Annotated in this window: 13 protein-coding genes; 7 read left to right on the forward strand and 6 right to left on the reverse strand. The window is 52.2% G+C overall.

Annotated features, from left to right (window positions below):
• Positions 1 to 104: 104 nt before the first annotated feature.
• The 7 genes from UF06_RS21990 to envZ all read left to right on the forward strand — a co-directional run bounded on the left by UF06_RS21990 (position 105) and on the right by envZ (position 9975).
• A complete protein-coding gene (locus UF06_RS21990) occupies positions 105 to 1181 on the forward strand; it encodes a substrate-binding domain-containing protein (protein WP_045572376.1) in 1077 nt (358 codons plus the stop codon).
• Between the two features lie 66 nt (positions 1182 to 1247).
• Positions 1248 to 2729, forward strand: a complete 1482-nt coding sequence (locus tag UF06_RS21995; RefSeq protein WP_045572377.1) for a sugar ABC transporter ATP-binding protein — start codon at positions 1248 to 1250, stop codon at positions 2727 to 2729.
• 14 nt (positions 2730 to 2743) lie between these two features.
• Complete coding sequence (locus UF06_RS22000) at positions 2744 to 3721, forward strand: ABC transporter permease (protein ID WP_045572378.1); 978 nt, start codon at positions 2744 to 2746, stop codon at positions 3719 to 3721.
• A gap of 26 nt (positions 3722 to 3747) precedes the next feature.
• Complete coding sequence (locus tag UF06_RS22005; protein ID WP_045572379.1) at positions 3748 to 5355, forward strand: glycoside hydrolase family 3 N-terminal domain-containing protein; 1608 nt, start codon at positions 3748 to 3750, stop codon at positions 5353 to 5355.
• A gap of 135 nt (positions 5356 to 5490) precedes the next feature.
• On the forward strand, positions 5491 to 7677 hold the full coding sequence (locus tag UF06_RS22010) for a carbohydrate-binding protein (protein WP_045572380.1): 2187 nt from the start codon (positions 5491 to 5493) through the stop codon (positions 7675 to 7677).
• Between the two features lie 204 nt (positions 7678 to 7881).
• Positions 7882 to 8601, forward strand: a complete 720-nt coding sequence (gene ompR / locus UF06_RS22015; protein WP_039422689.1) for a two-component system response regulator OmpR — start codon at positions 7882 to 7884, stop codon at positions 8599 to 8601.
• 81 nt (positions 8602 to 8682) lie between these two features.
• Entirely contained in the window at positions 8683 to 9975 is a 1293-nt protein-coding gene (gene envZ / locus UF06_RS22020) for a two-component system sensor histidine kinase EnvZ (protein WP_045572381.1), read from the forward strand.
• Positions 9976 to 10041: 66 nt separating this feature from the next.
• Here the strand turns inward: envZ and UF06_RS22025 are convergent, their stop codons facing one another.
• From UF06_RS22025 to gmk, 6 genes are all read right to left on the reverse strand, one after another.
• Positions 10042 to 11445, reverse strand: coding sequence for a uracil-xanthine permease family protein (locus tag UF06_RS22025; protein WP_045572382.1), 1404 nt, complete (start codon positions 11443 to 11445; stop codon positions 10042 to 10044).
• Between the two features lie 213 nt (positions 11446 to 11658).
• Complete coding sequence (gene recG / locus UF06_RS22030; RefSeq protein ID WP_045572383.1) at positions 11659 to 13740, reverse strand: ATP-dependent DNA helicase RecG; 2082 nt, start codon at positions 13738 to 13740, stop codon at positions 11659 to 11661.
• Positions 13741 to 13873: 133 nt separating this feature from the next.
• Entirely contained in the window at positions 13874 to 14560 is a 687-nt protein-coding gene (trmH, locus tag UF06_RS22035) for a tRNA (guanosine(18)-2'-O)-methyltransferase TrmH (protein ID WP_045572384.1), read from the reverse strand.
• 79 nt (positions 14561 to 14639) lie between these two features.
• Positions 14640 to 16760 carry a bifunctional GTP diphosphokinase/guanosine-3',5'-bis pyrophosphate 3'-pyrophosphohydrolase gene (gene spoT, locus UF06_RS22040; protein ID WP_045572385.1) on the reverse strand — a complete coding sequence of 707 codons (2121 nt, stop codon included), beginning with the start codon at positions 16758 to 16760 and terminating at the stop codon, positions 14640 to 14642.
• 37 nt (positions 16761 to 16797) lie between these two features.
• Positions 16798 to 17070, reverse strand: coding sequence for a DNA-directed RNA polymerase subunit omega (gene rpoZ / locus UF06_RS22045; RefSeq protein ID WP_045572386.1), 273 nt, complete (start codon positions 17068 to 17070; stop codon positions 16798 to 16800).
• Positions 17071 to 17184: 114 nt separating this feature from the next.
• On the reverse strand, positions 17185 to 17808 hold the full coding sequence (gene gmk, locus UF06_RS22050; RefSeq protein WP_039439031.1) for a guanylate kinase: 624 nt from the start codon (positions 17806 to 17808) through the stop codon (positions 17185 to 17187).
• Between the last annotated feature and the right edge of the window lie 93 nt (positions 17809 to 17901).

Consider the following 17901-nt stretch of genomic DNA (forward strand, 5'->3'; position numbering starts at 1 on the left):
GTTATCACGATGTAAAATGTACTTGGCGCGATCTTGATCTCATTTAAATACCTATAAAATACCTAAATTAATACCTACCTAATACCCATAAGGTTGGATGAAAGATGGAAAAACAAGCAATAATCAGTTTATGTCGTGCGGTAAGTATGAGTGCTGTGCTTGCCGTGAGCAGTTTGGCATTCGCAGCCACGGAAACCAAAGGTCCTAATGGAGAAAGCGCCACTCCGTATTCACAAGTCACGCTTTCCGAAGTGGAGAAAAATCAAGTGCGCGCTGCGGGATACACCGCGGCAATTTTGATGCACAGCACATCCGATTGGTCCAATGCCTTGATTGAAGGGGCAAAGGACAAATTTGCCGACCTGAACATCAAAGTGGTTGCGGTCACGGATGCGGAGTTCAACGCCAATAAACAGAAGACGGACGTTGAAACCACCATGGCGATGAAGCCAGATATTCTTATTTCGTTGGTCGTTGATCCGGTCTCGGGTGCTGCGGCGTTTCGTCCTGCGGTCGAGCAGGGCAGTAAGCTTGTGCTGATCAGTAACCTACCAAGCGGTTTTGAGCATGGTAAAGATTACGCCGGTATTGTGACGGATGATTTATTCCAGATGGGCAAAATTGCGGCTGACCTTATTGCTGATGCCGTGGATGAAAAAGGAAAAGTCGGTTTTATCTACCACGAAGCGAATTACTACGTCACTAACCAGCGCGATCAAGCAGCGTTAGCCAACTTGCAACAACGCTATTCAAACATCGAAGTGGTCGCAAAACGCGGTATTGCCAATGCCAACGATGGTGAAGTGATCGCCTCAGCCATGATTACCCAATATCCTGACATTAAAGCGATTTATGCGCCATGGGACAGCATTGCCGAAGGGGTAGTCGCTGCTACTCGTGCCGCAGGGCGCAAGGACATCAAAGTGATTACCATGGATTTGGGCGCAGCCAATGCGCTGGACATGGCCAAGCAACGCAACGTGGCCGGCATTGTCACCGATTTGCCTTATGACTTGGGCCAAACGTTGGCTCGCATGGGGGCGTTAGCGAAGTTGGAGCGTCCTACACCACCGTTTGTCACGGTGGGAGCGAGTGCGGTGACCCGAGACAACCTGTTGGATGCGTGGCAGCAAGCGTTGCGCCGCCCTGCGCCTGAAGCGGTGCAAAAAGCCCTCAAATAACAGCGTTCGTCATTGGCCTGCCACGGCGCTGGCAGGCTGAACTAGATTCAGACAGGGAGAGAGTGTGTGAGTAATGCAATTGAAGCTCGCGGTGTCAAAAAAGGGTTTGATGGTACTCCAGTGTTGAAAGGAGTCGATTTCACCTTAAAGCAAGGCGAAGTTCATGCTTTGGTCGGGCAAAATGGCGCTGGGAAATCCACGTTGGTGAAGCTGATAAATGGTTTCCATGCTCGTGATGGTGGTGAAATTCGCTTGTTTGGCAAAGCGGTCACCTTCTCGTCACCGAAGGCCGCACAAGCCGCTGGAATTGCGATGGTTTATCAGGATCTCAGCCTCGTACCGACATTAAGTATCGCTGACAATATTTTTCTTAACCATCCGACCGCAAAGCGCAGCTTGATTTCCAACCGTGCCCGCGAGCGTCAAGCGAGGCCACTGCTGGAGTTGCTGGGCGTGGAGATTGACCCTAGCCAGCTTGTTGAAACCTTGAGCTTGGGTGAGCAGCAGCTAGTGGAAATAGCCAAGGCGCTGGCATTGGATGCCAAAATATTAGTGTTAGATGAGCCGACGGCGTCACTCTCCAACAATGAAATCAACGAGCTATTTCGTGTGATCGAAAAACTTAAGGTGAGTGGTATCAGCATCATCTACATCACGCACTATTTGGCCGACATCCTGCGCATTTGCGATGCCGTGACGGTGCTACGTGATGGCTACAGTGTGCTGGAAACCGCGACGTCACAAACGTCAGTCGATGCGCTGGTTGAGGCGATGTTAGGCAATAAAAGCGATACCCAAATGGATTGGCTTCGCCCGGCGGTGGACACGCAGAAAGTGCCGTTGCTTGAACTCAGAGAGGTGACGACCGATCAGCTTGATGCGATTTCGCTCAAAGTGATGCCAGGACAAGTGGTGGGCTTAGCGGGTTTACTGGGCAGTGGTCGCACTGAAATCTTGCAAGCCATCTATGGTTTAACGCCGCTCACCAAAGGGGAAGTCTTGGTTGAGGGCAAACCAGTACACATCCGTTCACCGCGGGATGCGATTGAAAATGGCATCAATATGGTGCCCGAAGAGCGCCGTTCACAAGGGTTAGTACTGGATTTCTCCGTGTTTGATAACCTGCTGATGGCCTCTTTTGATCGCATTTCTCACTCTTTGGTTATTGATAAAAATGAAGGGCAAGACATTGTCGATGCAGCGATTCGTCGTCTTGGCGTAAAAACCTCTGGTGCGTCCCAAGCGGTGCGGTTTCTTTCTGGAGGCAATCAGCAAAAAGTGGTGATTGGCAAATGCCTCTCGACCCAAGCCAAAGTGCTGTTGCTTGATGACCCGACATTTGGCATCGATATCAATGCCAAATATGAAATCATGAAAATCGTCAATCAGTATGTGGAACAAGGCAACGGGGTGATTTTTGTCTCCAGTGAATATGCCGAAGTGGGCAGCTTTTGCGATGTGATCTACGTGGTCAACAAAGGTCGAATCGTTAAACAGATTCAGGGACAACGAATGTCAGAAGAGGAGTTGCTGGCAGCGGTCCAGTAATAAGGAAATGAGCTATGAATGAAAAAACCATCCCAGCGCCAAAAGAACGCACCATCCAGTGGCGTGACTATATTATCTATTTTGTGTTTGTCGGCATCTTTCTCTTCTTTTCGGTGATGCTGCACGACAAGGGCTTCTTGACCTCGATGAACTTGATGAACATCGCGCGTCAAACCGCCACCATCGCGATTATGGCGGTGGGGATGACCTTTGTGCTCAGTGCGGCAGAGATCGATCTCTCCTTTGGTGCGACGGTGGCCTTATCGGCGATCGTCTCAGCGTTAACGCTGCAAGAGACGGACAGCATTTTGATGGCGGTTTCGGCGGCGTTGTTGGTCGGTACCATGATCGGCTTTATCAATGGCATTTTTGTTACTCAGGTCGGTATCCCATCGTTTCTCGTTACCTTAGGGACGACAGGCATCATTACGGGTGTGGCACGTTGGTCTACCTCTTTGCAATCCATTCCGATTGATAACGATACCTACGCGTTTATTTTCGGTTCTGGTGATATTGGCCCTTTCTCGGTGCTGTTTATTTGGACCTTAGTGGTCACCGTGATTGGGGCCTTTGTGCTGCGCAACACCACCTTTGGCAAACACGTTCTGGCAACGGGGGGGAATAAGGTCTCTGCCATGTACTCAGGGATTAACGTCAACCGAATCAAACTCTATGTGTTGATGCTCAATGGCTTCCTTGCCGCTTTGGCGGGCATTCTCTACTCCGGACGCTTGTACAGCGCACGATATACCTTAGGTGAGAGCGATTTGATGCTGGTGATTGCAGCGGTGATCATCGGCGGAACCAGTTTGTTTGGTGGCAAAGGCACCGTAATTGGCTCGGTGATTGGCGCATTAATCATGGGAATGGTGAATAACGGATTGATTCTGATGGGCCTCAACGTCGATCAGCAGCTTATTCTGCGTGGGATTATCGTGATTGTCGCGGTGACGTTCACCATGGGACAAATTAAACAGTTGCGCAAAAAATAGCCGATAAAAAATTAAGGAGAACAACAATGGTAAACCAACAACAGATCGCTGAGCAGATCGCCAAGTGGAGTCTGAAAGAGAAAGTCGGACAACTGTTTATTTTGGCCTTTCCGGGTAAATCGGCCCAGGCGGCGCAACAAATGATCGCGGAATACAATCTCGGTGGTTGCTACCTGAGCCAAGATAACGCAGAAACCTTTGCTGAGGCACAAGCGCTCAATAAAGGGTTGCAGAGCATCTTAGAGGCACATCAGCGTTTGCCTTTGCTGCTTGGCGTCGATCAAGAAGGCGCTTGGGGCGTGCTGGTGGGTGAGTCGACAACGGGGCCTGGCAACTTGGCACTGGGCGTGGCGGATAAAACCATCGGCACGGAACGTATGTACCAAGTGTTTGCGCAAGAGATGCGCAGTGCCGGTTTTAACTGCATCCTTGGCCCTTGCTGCGACGTGAACTTAAACCCCGCCTCCCCGATCATCGATACTCGTTCGTTTGGTGATCAGCCAGAGAAAGTCTCACGCCACTCTGCGGCCGCGGTACGAGGATTACACAATGGCGGCATCACTGCATGTGCCAAACATTTCCCTGGCCACGGTGACACTCACGGTGATACGCACCGCGATATTCCACGTGTCGATAAATCTTACGCAGAGCTGAAAGTCAACGACTTAGCGCCATTTCAAGCTGCGATTGATGCCGGTGTCGATCTGGTGATGACCAGTCATATTCTTTATCCGCAATTAGACGCCCATGCGCCAGCGACACTGTCGCCAACCATTTTGCAGCAAGTGCTGCGTCAGGATATGGGCTTTGAAGGGGTGATTATTTCCGACAGCATGAACATGGGCGCGATTGTCAACCACTACACGCCAGTGGATGCCGCAGTCAAAGCGATGCGAGCGGGGATTACCATGATAATGCTTTCTGAGGAACATTATGACCACTCCGATGCCTATTTAGACAAACAACTGGCGATGATCCATGGTGTGATCGATGCCGTTGAGCAGGGGGATTTAGCGGAATCAGTGATCGATCAAGCTTTGGAGAAAGTGGTGCGCCTAAAACTGGAGAAACTGGTACCGATGGCGTTGTACCAAGATCTTTCTCTTACCGAGAACCAACAAGTGGCAGCGGACGTATCTCAGGGCGCAGTGACTTGGGTTCGCGGTGGGCTTGAGCTTAGCGGTCAGAAACTCTATTTGCTCAATGCCACACCAGCGGCAAGTTACCACAACTTAATGAATCCTCGTGGTATCGGCCCCAACCAAGCATTGCCCGCGTTCAGCGCGCTGTGTCAGGCTTTAACGGAACAAAACGCCAATTGGCAATTGATCCAAGAAGAGCAATTGGATGCATGTCGTGATGGTTGCCTCATTGTAGTGACCGAGAATCACCCATTGCCTGGAGAGGACTTTGAGCAAGTTGAAGCGCAAGCCAAGGTACAGCAGCTCAGTCAGGATTTCCCTAACCTGATCGTCCTTGCGCTACGAAGTCCTTACGACTTACTGCAATACCCACATGTGAAGCATTATTTATGCTCGCATTCCCCAAGGCCAGAAAGTGCCATTGCCGCCGCTCGTGTGTTAACTGGGGACACAGCGCCTGCTAGAGGCTGCGCTGTGGTTCGCGTTAGCTAAACGGTCTCTATTTGTTAAACGTAATCTGAATACCCCACTGCTCATTATTGAGCAGTGGTTGGACTCCTAGTGGTTTGTGGTTGGGAGAGATGGACAAGGCAAGGAGCCTTAAATAAAAACTCAACGAGGAAAAACATGTTTACAACGAAAAAAGCACTGCTAACAGCCTCTGTCGCAGTGGCGTTGGCCACACCCGTCCACGCAAGTGGCATCCAAGGTTTCCTAGATGCGTTACGCAACTTTGAATCGGGAATCAATCCAGCGCTTGCGGATTTTTACCTACAAAACCTTGATAATCCCGTCTACACCTATGCGCAGGTAACCAGTCCAGGACGATTGGTTCGCGACTGCTCTACGGGTTCCATGCTCTCGGAGCCAACCACAATCAGTCAGTTTTTTACTAAGCTTGGCGTGGATAGCATCTACAATCCCCTCACTCCAACGGACGCTGAAATGTTCCGTCAAATGCAATATAACTCAATGAACGCGTGGGGATTTATTGGCTATCAACTGGGTGAGGCTGTCTTGATCGACGCGGGTTACTACAGCCCGAAAACAGTCTCGATTGCGGGTAAAGATTACGACAGTTTCTACATGTTTGTGCCGGATTCGACGTGGGTTGGCTGTAAGACCGAGGCACTGGCAGAAATTGAGGGCTCTGGCGGTAACCAGGTTTATGTCACAGACAACAACCGCTGGGAAGGGACGTTCGTTGGCAAAAATGGTGTGAACTCACTGGCGGATTTGCGTTTACCAGAAAAGCAAGAGTTGGTGATGCGCGACGCCATGCATTTTAACGTTAAGGTGATCAGTAAACTTCTTGCCGATGCCAACGTTACTTGGGAGCAAGCGTTAGCGAAAAGCTGGCCCGGTACTGATGCCAATGGCAACCCGATCCAAATCCAAGCGACGATGTCCGGTATCCTTGCGGCCGCGCATTTGCGTGGGGCTTGGGGAACTGCAACACTGTTGACAAAAGATCAAATTACCTGTGATGAACTGGGCACTTGTATCACCACTTATATCCACAAGTTCGGCGGCTTTAACACCATTTTTGACACCCCAGCAAACGATGTGATTGAAGGTTCGCAATACAATGAAGTGCTGTCTGCGGGCTTGGGCAACGATATCGTGATTACGGGTGGGGGTGTTGACCAAGTGCTGCTCAATGAGCAACTGGGCAGCAACACCACAATTTCTGATTTTACCGTCGGTGAAGACAAAATCATCCTGCGAGGATGGCAGGCAACAGACCCTCTGGCTGGCTTGGTTGTCGCATCAGTCGCAGGCGGCACTGAACTGCAGTTCTCAGGGCAAACTGTGCTGCTTTCAGGCGTGAATGCCGCTGAGGTTCAAGCGAATCCAGCTGCGGTGATTGCAAAATCGGATATCTACAGACTGGCATGGAATTCAGGCAAAAAAGTGGTCACTGGTTTTGACCCTCTGGTCGACAAGATTGAAGGCTCTGCTGGTATTGGTTTTAAACATTTGAAAGCGTACGAAACCGCAACGTCAGTGGTGATAGGACCGCAAGCGGAAGATGGCGGCATCTACGCATCCTATGAGTTGGTTGGTTTAACGCTAGCGGACATCAATCCAGAGATGTTTGTTAACGTGACAGGTGGGTACGATCGTCTTGGTTATATTGTTCCACTCAACAGCGTAAGCTGGGGATGGAATGTTCAGATGGTGGTGAACAACTTCTACCCCGCGAAAACGGTGATCACAACAGCAAGTAACGAAGCGATTCCGTTCAATGCGGTTAAACTGACTCAGGTAGGGAGTGATACAGTACTAACCCTGTTAGATCCGTTCGCCCAAGGCAACAAGAAAAGCTTAGTGCTCAAGAACACTCAGTTGTCAGCACTGACGGCAAGCAATTTTGCTGGCTTCACCGGAAGCTTCAATGAAGTGACAACAGATATTCCGGTTGTCTACCAAATCACAGCGTCAGTGAATGGAATGGGTGGGGTGATTTCGCCAGCGCCAGATGCAGGTGGTGTCATCTCAGCACGAGGTGGCGCTGACTTTACAGTGAACTTCGTTGCTGACTCAGGCTATAAGGTCAGCAGCATCATAGTTAACGGTGTGAATCAACCTGTGGCGAGCAGCTTTACATTCCCATCTTTAGCCGCGAATCAAACATTGGTGGTGAGTTTTGAACCAGGTAGTGCATGTCCTGTCAACTGGGTTGCAGGACAAGTGTATGTTGGCGGCGATCAAGCGGTTTATCAAGGAAACATCTACCAAGCAAAATGGTGGACCAACAACGATAGACCCGATCAAGGTGGTCCTTGGCAGTTAGTGGGACCATGTAACTAACGCTATCTTAGTGGAGATATCAAACCCGCCTTGTGCGGGTTTGTTTTATCTCAACCATTCGTGATGAGGAGCGTTGCAACCTCAGGGCGCATAAGCTAAAAAAGTAATAAAGATTAACAATTCTTTGCGCCATCAAACTATGATTGGTGTTACATTTTACTCGGCCGAATTGGGTGGCGATTTTGCAGATAGGTGGACAGACAGATGCAAGAAAATTATAAGATTTTGGTGGTCGATGACGATGCTCGCTTACGGGCGCTCTTAGAGCGTTACCTTTCTGAGCAAGGTTTCCAAGTGCGTAGTGTCGCCAACGGAGAGCAGATGGATCGCCTACTGACGCGCGAAAACTTCCACCTGATGGTGCTGGATCTCATGCTGCCGGGCGAAGATGGCTTGTCGATTTGCCGTCGTCTGCGTAATGCCAACAACATGCTGCCTATTTTAATGCTGACCGCCAAAGGCGACGAAGTAGACCGTATTGTCGGCCTCGAAGTGGGCGCGGATGACTATCTACCGAAACCGTTTAACCCACGTGAGCTCTTGGCTCGCATCAAAGCGGTGCTGCGTCGCCAAATCATCGAACTGCCGGGCGCACCCAGCTCGGAAGAGAAAATCGTCGAATTTGGTGAGTTTCGCTTAAACCTTGGCACGCGAGAGATGTTTCGTGGCGATGAGCCAATGCCGCTCACTTCCGGTGAGTTTGCCGTGCTGAAATCGCTGGTGACCAATGCGCGTGAGCCGATGTCGCGCGATAAACTGATGAACATGGCGCGTGGCCGTGAGTATTCCGCGATGGAGCGTTCCATCGACGTACAAATCTCCCGTTTACGCCGCATGTTAGAAGAAGACCCAAGCAAACCGCGTTACATTCAAACCGTGTGGGGCTTGGGTTATGTGTTTGTCCCTGATGGCAAACAGGCCTAAAGCGCGACATAATTCACTCCACAGTCCCTGGCTTTGCCCAGGGATTGTCGTTTATTGACGTTTCATTTGCCGAGGCTTGTCATGCGAATTCGCAGTTCCTTTACTCAATCGATCCTCATCTTTGTCACTTTGCTGCTGGCCAGCCAAGTTTTCTCCTATTACGCGGTGTTTAACTACGCTTTGTTGCCCAGTTTGCAGCAGTTCAACAAAATTCTCGCCCACGAGCTCAACTTAGTGCTGGATGACAGCGGCGATCTGCACGCCAACGAGCCGCTGCGCCGTCAAGTGCTTGAGCAGCTTGGCGTGACGGTGCACAGAGAAGATAGCGAACAGGCGAAAGAGTTTGACCATGCGATGTCGATTGAGCTGATGAGTGAAGAGATGAGTCAAGAACTCGGTTCGGCAACCGAAGTGCGTCTCTTGCTGGGCAGTGAAAGTTATATTTTGTGGATGAAAATCGAAGCCATGCCCGGGTCGCTGATCCGCATTCCGCTCTCGGAGCTGCAAGAGGAAGATTTTGCGCCGCTGTTTCGCAACAGCTTGATTGTGGCGCTGCTGATTGTCGCGGGTGGCTGGCTGTTTATTCGTTTGCAAAACCGCCCTTTGATTGCGCTGGAAAAAGCCGCCAAAGAGGTGGGTCGTGGGGAAATTCCGCCGCCACTGCCGGAGAAAGGCGCAACGGAAATTCGCGCGGTGACACGGGCTTTCAACCAGATGTCTCGTGGTATTCAAGAGTTGGAAGCGGACCGCGCGCTGTTGATGGCGGGCATCAGCCACGATTTGCGCACGCCACTAACGCGTATTCGACTCGCGACGGAGATGATGTCGCCAGAAGAGAGTTATCTCGCCGAAGGGATCATCAGCGACACCGAAGAGTGCAATGAGATCATCAGTCAGTTTATGGACTATCTAAAACCGGTCAACGCGCAATCTTTCACCCAAGTCGACATCAACACCATCGCCGGCGATGTCGCCAGCGCCGAAGGGGGCTACGAAGTGGCGATCGAAACCGCTTTTCAGCCGACGGTGCGTGATGCGTTTGGCAATCCGATTGCGATTAAGCGTGCGATCAGCAACTTGGTGGTCAACGCGCTGCGCTACGGCAACGGCTGGGTGAAAGTCAGCACCGGCATGACCGCCGACAACAAGCTGGTGTGGATCTGTGTGGAAGATAACGGCCCGGGGATCGACAAATCGCAAGTGGCGAAGTTGTTTCAACCCTTTACTCGCGGCGATACGGCGCGCGGCAGCGAGGGGACGGGGCTTGGACTGGCGATTGTCAAGCGCATTGTCAGCCAGCACCACGGCTCGGTGGTGGTCAATAACCGCAGCGAAGGCGGGCTGAAAGTGCAAATCAGTTTCCCGACGCGTTAAGCGAATTAGCTAATTAACCACAAAACAGGGTTGCCAATGGCAACCCTGTTTTTTACGGTGATTTGGTTACTGCGCTTGGGTCGCGCTTTGTGCTTGCTCGCTCTCTTCGTCGTCGCGCAATTTCTCTGGTAGCAGCAGATTGAGCACAATCGCAGTGATACCGCCAGCCGCGACGCCTGAGGAGAAAATACTCTTAATGAAGTCCGGCATAAATTGCAGGATTTCCGGTTTCTGCGCGATGCCCAAGCCCATCGAGAACGACAGCGCCATGATCAGGATTGCGCGGCGATCAAGGTCGACGCGAGAGATGATGCGCACCCCAGCCGCGGCAATGGTGCCGAACATCACAATGGTCGCGCCGCCGAGAACCGGTTCAGGGATCAACTGCACAAAGCTGGCTACGCCCGGAAACAGCCCCAGCAGCACCAACATGCCGGCAATAAAATAACCCACATAACGGCTGGCTACGCCCGTCAGCAAGATCACGCCGTTGTTTTGGCTAAACGTCGAGTTGGGGAAGCTGTTAAACACCGCCGCCAGCGCCGAGTTAAGGCCATCGGCCAGTACGCCGCCTTTGATGCGCTTCATGTACACTGGGCCTTTGACTGGCTCACCAGAAACTTCCGAGGTGGCGGTGATGTCGCCGATCGCTTCCAGTGCCGTGATAAAGAAAATCAGCACCAGAGGAATGAACAGTGACCAGTCGAAACTCAGGCCAAACTGCATCGGAATGGGCAGGGCAATCAGGTCGGTTTCTGCCTGTTGATGGGTGTTGACCATGCCCATAACGTAGGCCATCAGATAGCCGACAAACATCGCGATCACGATCGATGCAACGCGGATGTAAGGGTTTTTCGCGCGGTTAAGCAGCACAATCAAACCAAGCACGGTGCCGGCCAGCGCCAGTTTGTCTAGGCTACCAAAAGTGCCATCGCTCAGCGCTGCATAGCCGCCGCCCATCGACACCAAACCGACTTGGATCAGAGTTAAACCAATCAGAGTCACCACAATGCCCGAAACCAATGGCGTGATCACGCGGCGTGCGTATTCCAACACGCGTGATAGCAAAATTTCCGCAAAGGAGGCGACTAAAATGGTGCCAAAAATCGCCGCCATCATGGTTTCCACGTTCGCCCCGCCTGCTTTCAAAGAGAGGCCCGCAGCGATGATTGGGCCAAGGAAGTTAAAGCTGGTGCCTTGTACCGAGAGTAAGCCCGAGCCAATTGGGCCAAAGGTGCGGATTTGAATAAAAGAGGAGAGGCCAGAGGCAAACAGCGACATGCTGATGATGGTGTTAGTCTGCTCGGCAGAGACGCCAAGGGCCTGACAAATAATCAGCGACGGCGTGATCACGGCAACGAACATCGCCAGCAAATGTTGCAAGGCGGCGAACAGAGTTTGTGGCAGTGGTGGACGGTCATTGAGTTGATAAACTAAATCGTGTTTACGCGTGTTGTGTGGCGTTGTCATCTTGCTTCCTAATTTTATCAAAAGCTTAGCGCTCGCTGAATGGGAGGCTAAGTGGAACTGATCACGTGCTCTGTGATTGCTGTTACTCAGAAATCAGTTCGGTTTGGAGGTGTGTGAGATCACAAATTTTGAGCGGCATTATAGGGCGATCATTTTAAAAAGCAATCGTTTGCCTCGGTGGTTGGGCAAATACGCAGGCACGCCAAAGCACGATTAGGCTTTGGCGTAAACGTCGCGCTCACCCAGCCAGCGCTCGATGATCGCGGCGGCATTTTGCGGATATTGCTGATGAATAAAGCGGGCGGCGCGTTGCACCTCTGGGATAAGCCGTTGATCGCGCACCAGATCGGCAATTTTAAACTCGGCGATGCCGGTTTGCTTGGTGCCAAGCAGCTCACCGGGGCCGCGAATTTCCAAGTCGCGCTGGGCAATGACAAAGCCATCGTTGCTTTCGCGCAGTACGCCAAGGCGTTTTTGCGCGGTTTTGGACAGCGGCGCGTGATACAGCAACACGCAGTGGCTGGCGACCGAGCCTCGACCAACGCGTCCGCGCAGCTGATGTAGCTGCGCCAAGCCAAGGCGTTCGGGGTTTTCAATGATCATCAGGCTGGCGTTTGGCACGTCCACGCCAACTTCAATGACCGTGGTGGCGACCAGCAGGTTCAGCTCATTGTTTTTAAAAGCGTTCATCACCGCTTGCTTGTCGGCTGGTTTCATCCGTCCATGCACCAAGCCGATTTTCACTTCGGGCAGTTTTCGTTGCAGCTCTTCGGCGGTATCGGCCGCCGCTTGCGCTTCCAGCACTTCCGATTCATCAATTAAAGTACAAACCCAATACGCCTGTTTGCCTTCCTGGAGACAGGCATGGCGAATGCGTTCAACGATGTCGTCGCGCTTGGTATCAGGAATCGCCACGGTTTGGATCGGCGTGCGTCCGGGCGGCAGCTCGTCGATCACCGAGGTTTCCAAATCGGCGTAAGCCGTCATGGCGAGCGTGCGCGGAATCGGGGTCGCGGTCATGATCAACTGGTGCGGATATGCTCCTTGCTTAGCGCCTTTTTCGCGCAGCTCCAAACGCTGGTGAACACCAAAGCGGTGCTGCTCGTCGATGATAACTAAGGCAAGGTGATGAAACGCCACCTGTTCTTGGAACAATGCGTGCGTGCCGACCACCATCTGCGCTTCACCGCTGGCAATGCGCGCCAACTCGCTCTCACGGGCTTTGCCTTTGAGCTTGCCCGCCAGCCAGCCAACTTGGATCCCCATAGCAGCAAACCAGTTGGCAAAGTTGATGGCGTGCTGCTCGGCGAGCAGTTCGGTCGGCGCCATCAGCGCGACTTGGTAGCCGTGCTCGATCGCGCGCACAGCGGCGAGCGCGGCAACTAAGGTTTTGCCGGAGCCGACATCGCCTTGCACTAAGCGCATCATCGGGTGGTTTTTCTCTAAGTCCACCTCAATTTCGCGCACCACCCGCGCTTGTGCCTTAGTCGGTGAAAAAGGCAGTTGCGCTAATAACTGGTTTTTGAGGTTGTCGACTGGGGCGAGCGGCAGAGCGACATCTTGTTGCCCTTTACTACGCACCGCCAGCATCGAGAGATTTTGTGCCAGTAGCTCTTCCATAATGAGGCGAATTTGCGCCGGATGTTTCCCTTGGTCAAACTGCTCTAAGTCGATGGATGGCGGCGGGCGATGGATGATGTGCAGCGCTTGGCTGAGCGTCAATTGCTGATCGTACAGACCGGGTGGCAGCAGTTCGCTGACCGCGCTTTTGTCGAGCAGCGCCAGCGCTTGCTCGGTTAAATTGCGTAAGGTGATTTGCCTTAAGCCATCGGTAGTGGGGTAAACGGGCGTGAGGCTTTGTTCCACATCGGGCTTTTGCGCGGGGGCGAAAAATTTGTAATCAGGATGGACAATTTCCAGCCCCATATTGCCGCGCTTTATCTCGCCATAAGCGTGTACTAACTTACCGTCACTAAAGTTGTTTTTCATCGCCGCGGTGAAGTTAAAAAATCGCAGGGTGATGGTGCCGTTGCCATCGCTGATTTTCACCGTGAGCATTTTGCGTTTGCCAAACAGGGTGTCGACCTGCATCACTTTGCCTTGTACCGCGGCCCACAGCCCGGCGTGCAGTTTGACGATCGGGTAAATACGGGTGCGATCTTCATAGCGCAGCGGCAGGTGAAACAGCAGATCCTGCACCGTGCGCAAACCGACTTTCTCCAGTTTTTCCGCCACTTTCGCACCCACGCCACTGAGTGAGGTTAGCGGGATGGCAGATAACAGTTGCGCAGACATAACGGCCTCAAGGAAATGATAAACATAGCGTTATGTTAACCATCTGGCTGTGTTTTTGTACAGGGAAAATATGTTTTAGAAACTAGGAAACTAGGAAACTAGGAATCTAGCAAACTAGAAAACTAGATAACACCTACCTTCTTTGCATCTCGGCCCACCACTGCTCATCAGCGACGATTTGGCCTGTATCATCAAGTGCTGGATACGCGAGCCCTTTGCGCTTGGCGACTTTCGCCAGCACCGGATGGCCGCGTTCAAATAGGATGCGGTTGATCGTCTGTGCATCGATGCTACTGGTCTCGCGCTGATACATTCCAGCGGCTTCGCGTTGGCGCTGCGCTTCATACAGGATCACTGCGCACGCCACCGATACGTTGAGCGATTGCACCATACCAACCATCGGGATGATGATATCTTGATCGGCGAGCGCTTTGGCTTGCTCGGACACGCCGATTTTTTCGCTGCCGAGAATAATCGCGGTTGGTTTGGTGTAGTCGATTTGGCGAAAATCCACCGCCGTCTCGGAAAGATTAGTCACCAGCACCTGCATGCCTTGCGCTTTCAGTTCGCCAATGGCGTCGGCGATGGAATCGTGGGTATCGACTTCGATCCAGTTACGCGCGCCCGCCGAGGTATTTTTCAGTGTTTTCATCTGTTCGGTTGGCCACACAGCGTGCACTTTGTGCAGGCCAGTGGCATCGGCCGAGCGGATAATCGCCGAGACGTTATTGGGTTTGTGCACTTCTTCAAGGCAGAGGGTGAGGTCGGTTTGGCGCGCTTTGAGCACCTGCTGGATTTTTTGGTAGCGTTCTAAATTCATGCGATAGACGATGGTTGGATAAAATAAAAAGCCCTTGAAATCGGGATTTCAAGGGCCATGAGTTGAGCCGCTTTGTTGATCAGTTCTTTCTTCGACGCACTCGCGAACATGAAGGCATCACGCGGATTTTCTTCATAATTCCGGCTAAGTGGATACGATCTTTCGTGGTCAGCAACACGGTCACGGTGTACAAACGGCCATCGCGCTCTTCTGTCGAGAGGCCATGAATGTTGGAACCGGTTTTCGAGATCACATTGGTCAGCTCGGCCAACGCGCCTTGGTGGTTTTGCATGTCCACTTTCAGCTCGGCGATGAACTCTTGATCGTAATCCTCTGACCAAGCGACCGCCATGTACTTATCCGGTTCGCGTTGATAGCCGCGTACGTTTGGACACGTCTCGCGGTGCACCACCAAGCCACGCCCCGGTGAGACATGGGCGATGATCGAGTCGTCCGGGATCGGATGACAACAGTTGGCGAAGGTCAGCAATAATCCTTCCGAGCCACGAATCGGCAGCTTCTTCTTCGGCTTGCCTTCCGGCGTCGCGACTTCGGTCAGCTCATCGGCATCCCCCAGTAGGCGGCGGGCAATCACGATGCTCATGCGCTCGCCAAGGCCAATCGCGGCCAGCAAGTCGTCGAGAGAGGCGATTTTCAGATCGCTCAACACGTGCTCCATATTTTCCGGGCTGATGTCACTGAGTGAGTGCTCACCCAAAGCGTGATTGAGCAGGCGGCGACCTAAGGTGATCGACTCTTCACGGCGCATGGTTTTCAGCACTTGGCGAATCTTAGTGCGAGCACGGGAAGTCACCACATAGTTGAGCCAAGCGGCGTTGGGTCTTGCCCCCGGCGCACTGATGATCTCAATCGTCTGGCCGTTTTTCAGCGCTTTGCTCAGCGGGTACGGATTGCGATCGACGCGTGCGCCAACGCAGGTGTTGCCGACATCGGTGTGCACCGCATAGGCGAAGTCCACCGCGGTGGCGCCCACTGGCAGCTCGACGATGCGACCTTTCGGCGTAAAAACGTAAATCTCATCCGGGAAAAGATCCGATTTGACGTTTTCGATAAATTCAAAAGAGTTGCCCGCGCTTTGCTGCAGCTCAAGCAGGCTTTGCATCCAGCGCTGCGCTTTGACTTGTGCGGTGGTGCCGGTGCGATCGCCGTTGCCTTTGTAAGACCAATGCGCCGCGACCCCTTTATCCGCCATCTGATCCATGTCTTCGGTGCGGATTTGCACTTCAACAGGCACGCCGTGTGGGCCAACCATGGAGGTGTGCAGCGACTGGTAGCCGTTGGCTTTGGGAACGGCGATGTAATCTTTCATCCGGCCTGGGCGGGGTTTGTACAGGCTATGCACATGACCGAGCACGCGATAGCAGGTGTCAGCGGTGTCGACCACCACGCGAAACGCGTAGATGTCCATAATGGTGTGAAAGCGCTGCTCTTTGGTTTTCATCTTGTTGTAGATGGAGAACAGGTTCTTCTCACGACCGAGCACACGCGCGTTGAGCCCAGCATCTTGCAGCCGGCCTTCAATTTCGCTGTGAATGCGCTGGATCATCTCTTTACGATTGCCACGCGCCGATTTGACCACTTCTTTCAGTACGCGATAGCGGTTCGGGTACAAGGCTTCAAACCCCAGCTCTTCCAGCTCGGTTTTGATGTTGTGAATGCCCAATCGGTGGGCCAGTGGGGCGTAGATTTCCAGTGTTTCTCGAGCAATACGACGTTTTTTGTCTGGGCGAAGGGCGCCAAGCGTGCGCATATTGTGGGTGCGGTCCGCCAGTTTGATCAGAATGACGCGGATATCCTGCACCATGGCCAGAACCATCTTGCGAAAGTTCTCGGCTTGAGCCTCTTTGCGATCGCGAAATTTAAGCTTATCCAGCTTAGAAACCCCATCCACCAGTTCGGCCACGGCTTGGCCAAATTGGGTTTCAAGATTTTCTTTGCTGACATCGCAATCTTCGATCACATCGTGCAGCAACGCCGCTTGCAACGTTTCGAGATCCAGACGCATTTCGGCCAAAATTCGCGCCACAGCGACGGGGTGGATGATATAAGGTTCACCGCTAGAGCGGGTTTGCCCTTCATGGGCATCTCTCGCTACCACATAAGATTGACGCAGAGCCTCGATTTGAGGCTCTGTAAGATATTCTTGGGCAACGTCTTTGAGGCTATCGAATAGATACAAATTATGGGCCCGGAAGGTTGTGTTGCTAAACGCGGAATTAACGGTTGTGAGCGATGCTGCTAACCGCCGCCAGTTCTGCTGCTTCTTGTTCTTGTTGCTCTTGACGCTCGCGGGCATCTAGAACTTCTTTTGTGATAAGACCTTCTTCGATTTCGCGCAGGGCGATAACGGTGGTTTTATCATTCTCTTCCGGCACCAGTGAATCTTTACCGCCAGTTTGTATTTGACGAGCGCGGCGAGCCGCAATCAGAACTAGGTCGAAACGGTTGCCAACTTTTTCAACAGCGTCTTGAACAGTTACGCGTGCCATGAGAACTCCAGATTAGTTAACTAAATTTTGAATGACGAGAAAGTATACAAGCTCTCCGTTCCTAGTGTCCAGTTTCTACCCATGGGGTCGCACCGGAACACCAAGAACGGGGGCTTATTCCGCTAAAAGCGCTTCAAGCATACCGCTATATTTAGCAGCTTGTTTGTCTTGCTTCAATCTTTCTGCCCGAAGGATAGCTTTAAAATCCACCAAAGCAGTATCGAAATCATCGTTGACGATCAAATAGTCGTATTCGTTGTAGTGGGAAATTTCTGATTTTGCCTCAGCCATGCGTTTGGCTATCACCGCTTCGCTGTCTTGGCCGCGGGTATTCAAGCGTCTTTCCAGCTCGCCGTTGGAAGGCGGCAGAATAAAGATGCTTTTGGCTTCTGGCATCTGGGTGCGAATTTGCCGTGCGCCTTGCCAGTCGATGTCGAGAAAGACGTCGATGCCTTTGTCGAGCGTGCGTTCGATCCAAACGCGAGAGGTGCCGTAGTAGTTACCAAACACTTCGGCGTACTCCAGAAATTCCCCTTGTTCGATCAGCGCTTCAAAGTGCTCTTTTTCCACAAAATGGTAGTGCACGCCATCTTGCTCGCCAGGACGCATGCCACGCGTGGTGTGCGAGACTGAGACTTTCATCGCGTAGGTTGGGTTCTTTTCCAACATCGCGGAGATTAAGCTTGATTTACCTGCGCCGCTTGGGGCGGAAACGATATAAAGAGTACCTTTACCCATCTGTTTTGGTCCACATTTGGTTGGATTGAAAGCTGATCGGGAAAATCGGCTATAAATAAAGATAGCACCAGCCTAGCAGAGTGACCGATTGGT

Source organism: Vibrio sp. S234-5 (assembly GCF_000960595.1).
Classification (GTDB): Bacteria; Pseudomonadota; Gammaproteobacteria; order Enterobacterales; family Vibrionaceae; genus Vibrio.

Bases quoted from the DNA above. Each gene is read 5' to 3' on its own strand.
- gmk (WP_039439031.1), bottom strand. From the start codon at position 17,808: ATGGGTAAAGGTACTCTTTATATCGTTTCCGCCCCAAGCGGCGCAGGT.
- UF06_RS22000 (WP_045572378.1), top strand. From the start codon at position 2,744: ATGAATGAAAAAACCATCCCAGCGCCAAAAGAACGCACCATCCAGTGG.
- trmH (WP_045572384.1), bottom strand. From the start codon at position 14,560: ATGAATTTAGAACGCTACCAAAAAATCCAGCAGGTGCTCAAAGCGCGC.
- rpoZ (WP_045572386.1), bottom strand. From the start codon at position 17,070: ATGGCACGCGTAACTGTTCAAGACGCTGTTGAAAAAGTTGGCAACCGT.
- UF06_RS21990 (WP_045572376.1), top strand. From the start codon at position 105: ATGGAAAAACAAGCAATAATCAGTTTATGTCGTGCGGTAAGTATGAGT.
- recG (WP_045572383.1), bottom strand. From the start codon at position 13,740: ATGTCTGCGCAACTGTTATCTGCCATCCCGCTAACCTCACTCAGTGGC.
- UF06_RS22010 (WP_045572380.1), top strand. From the start codon at position 5,491: ATGTTTACAACGAAAAAAGCACTGCTAACAGCCTCTGTCGCAGTGGCG.
- ompR (WP_039422689.1), top strand. From the start codon at position 7,882: ATGCAAGAAAATTATAAGATTTTGGTGGTCGATGACGATGCTCGCTTA.
- UF06_RS22025 (WP_045572382.1), bottom strand. From the start codon at position 11,445: ATGACAACGCCACACAACACGCGTAAACACGATTTAGTTTATCAACTC.
- UF06_RS22005 (WP_045572379.1), top strand. From the start codon at position 3,748: ATGGTAAACCAACAACAGATCGCTGAGCAGATCGCCAAGTGGAGTCTG.
- envZ (WP_045572381.1), top strand. From the start codon at position 8,683: ATGCGAATTCGCAGTTCCTTTACTCAATCGATCCTCATCTTTGTCACT.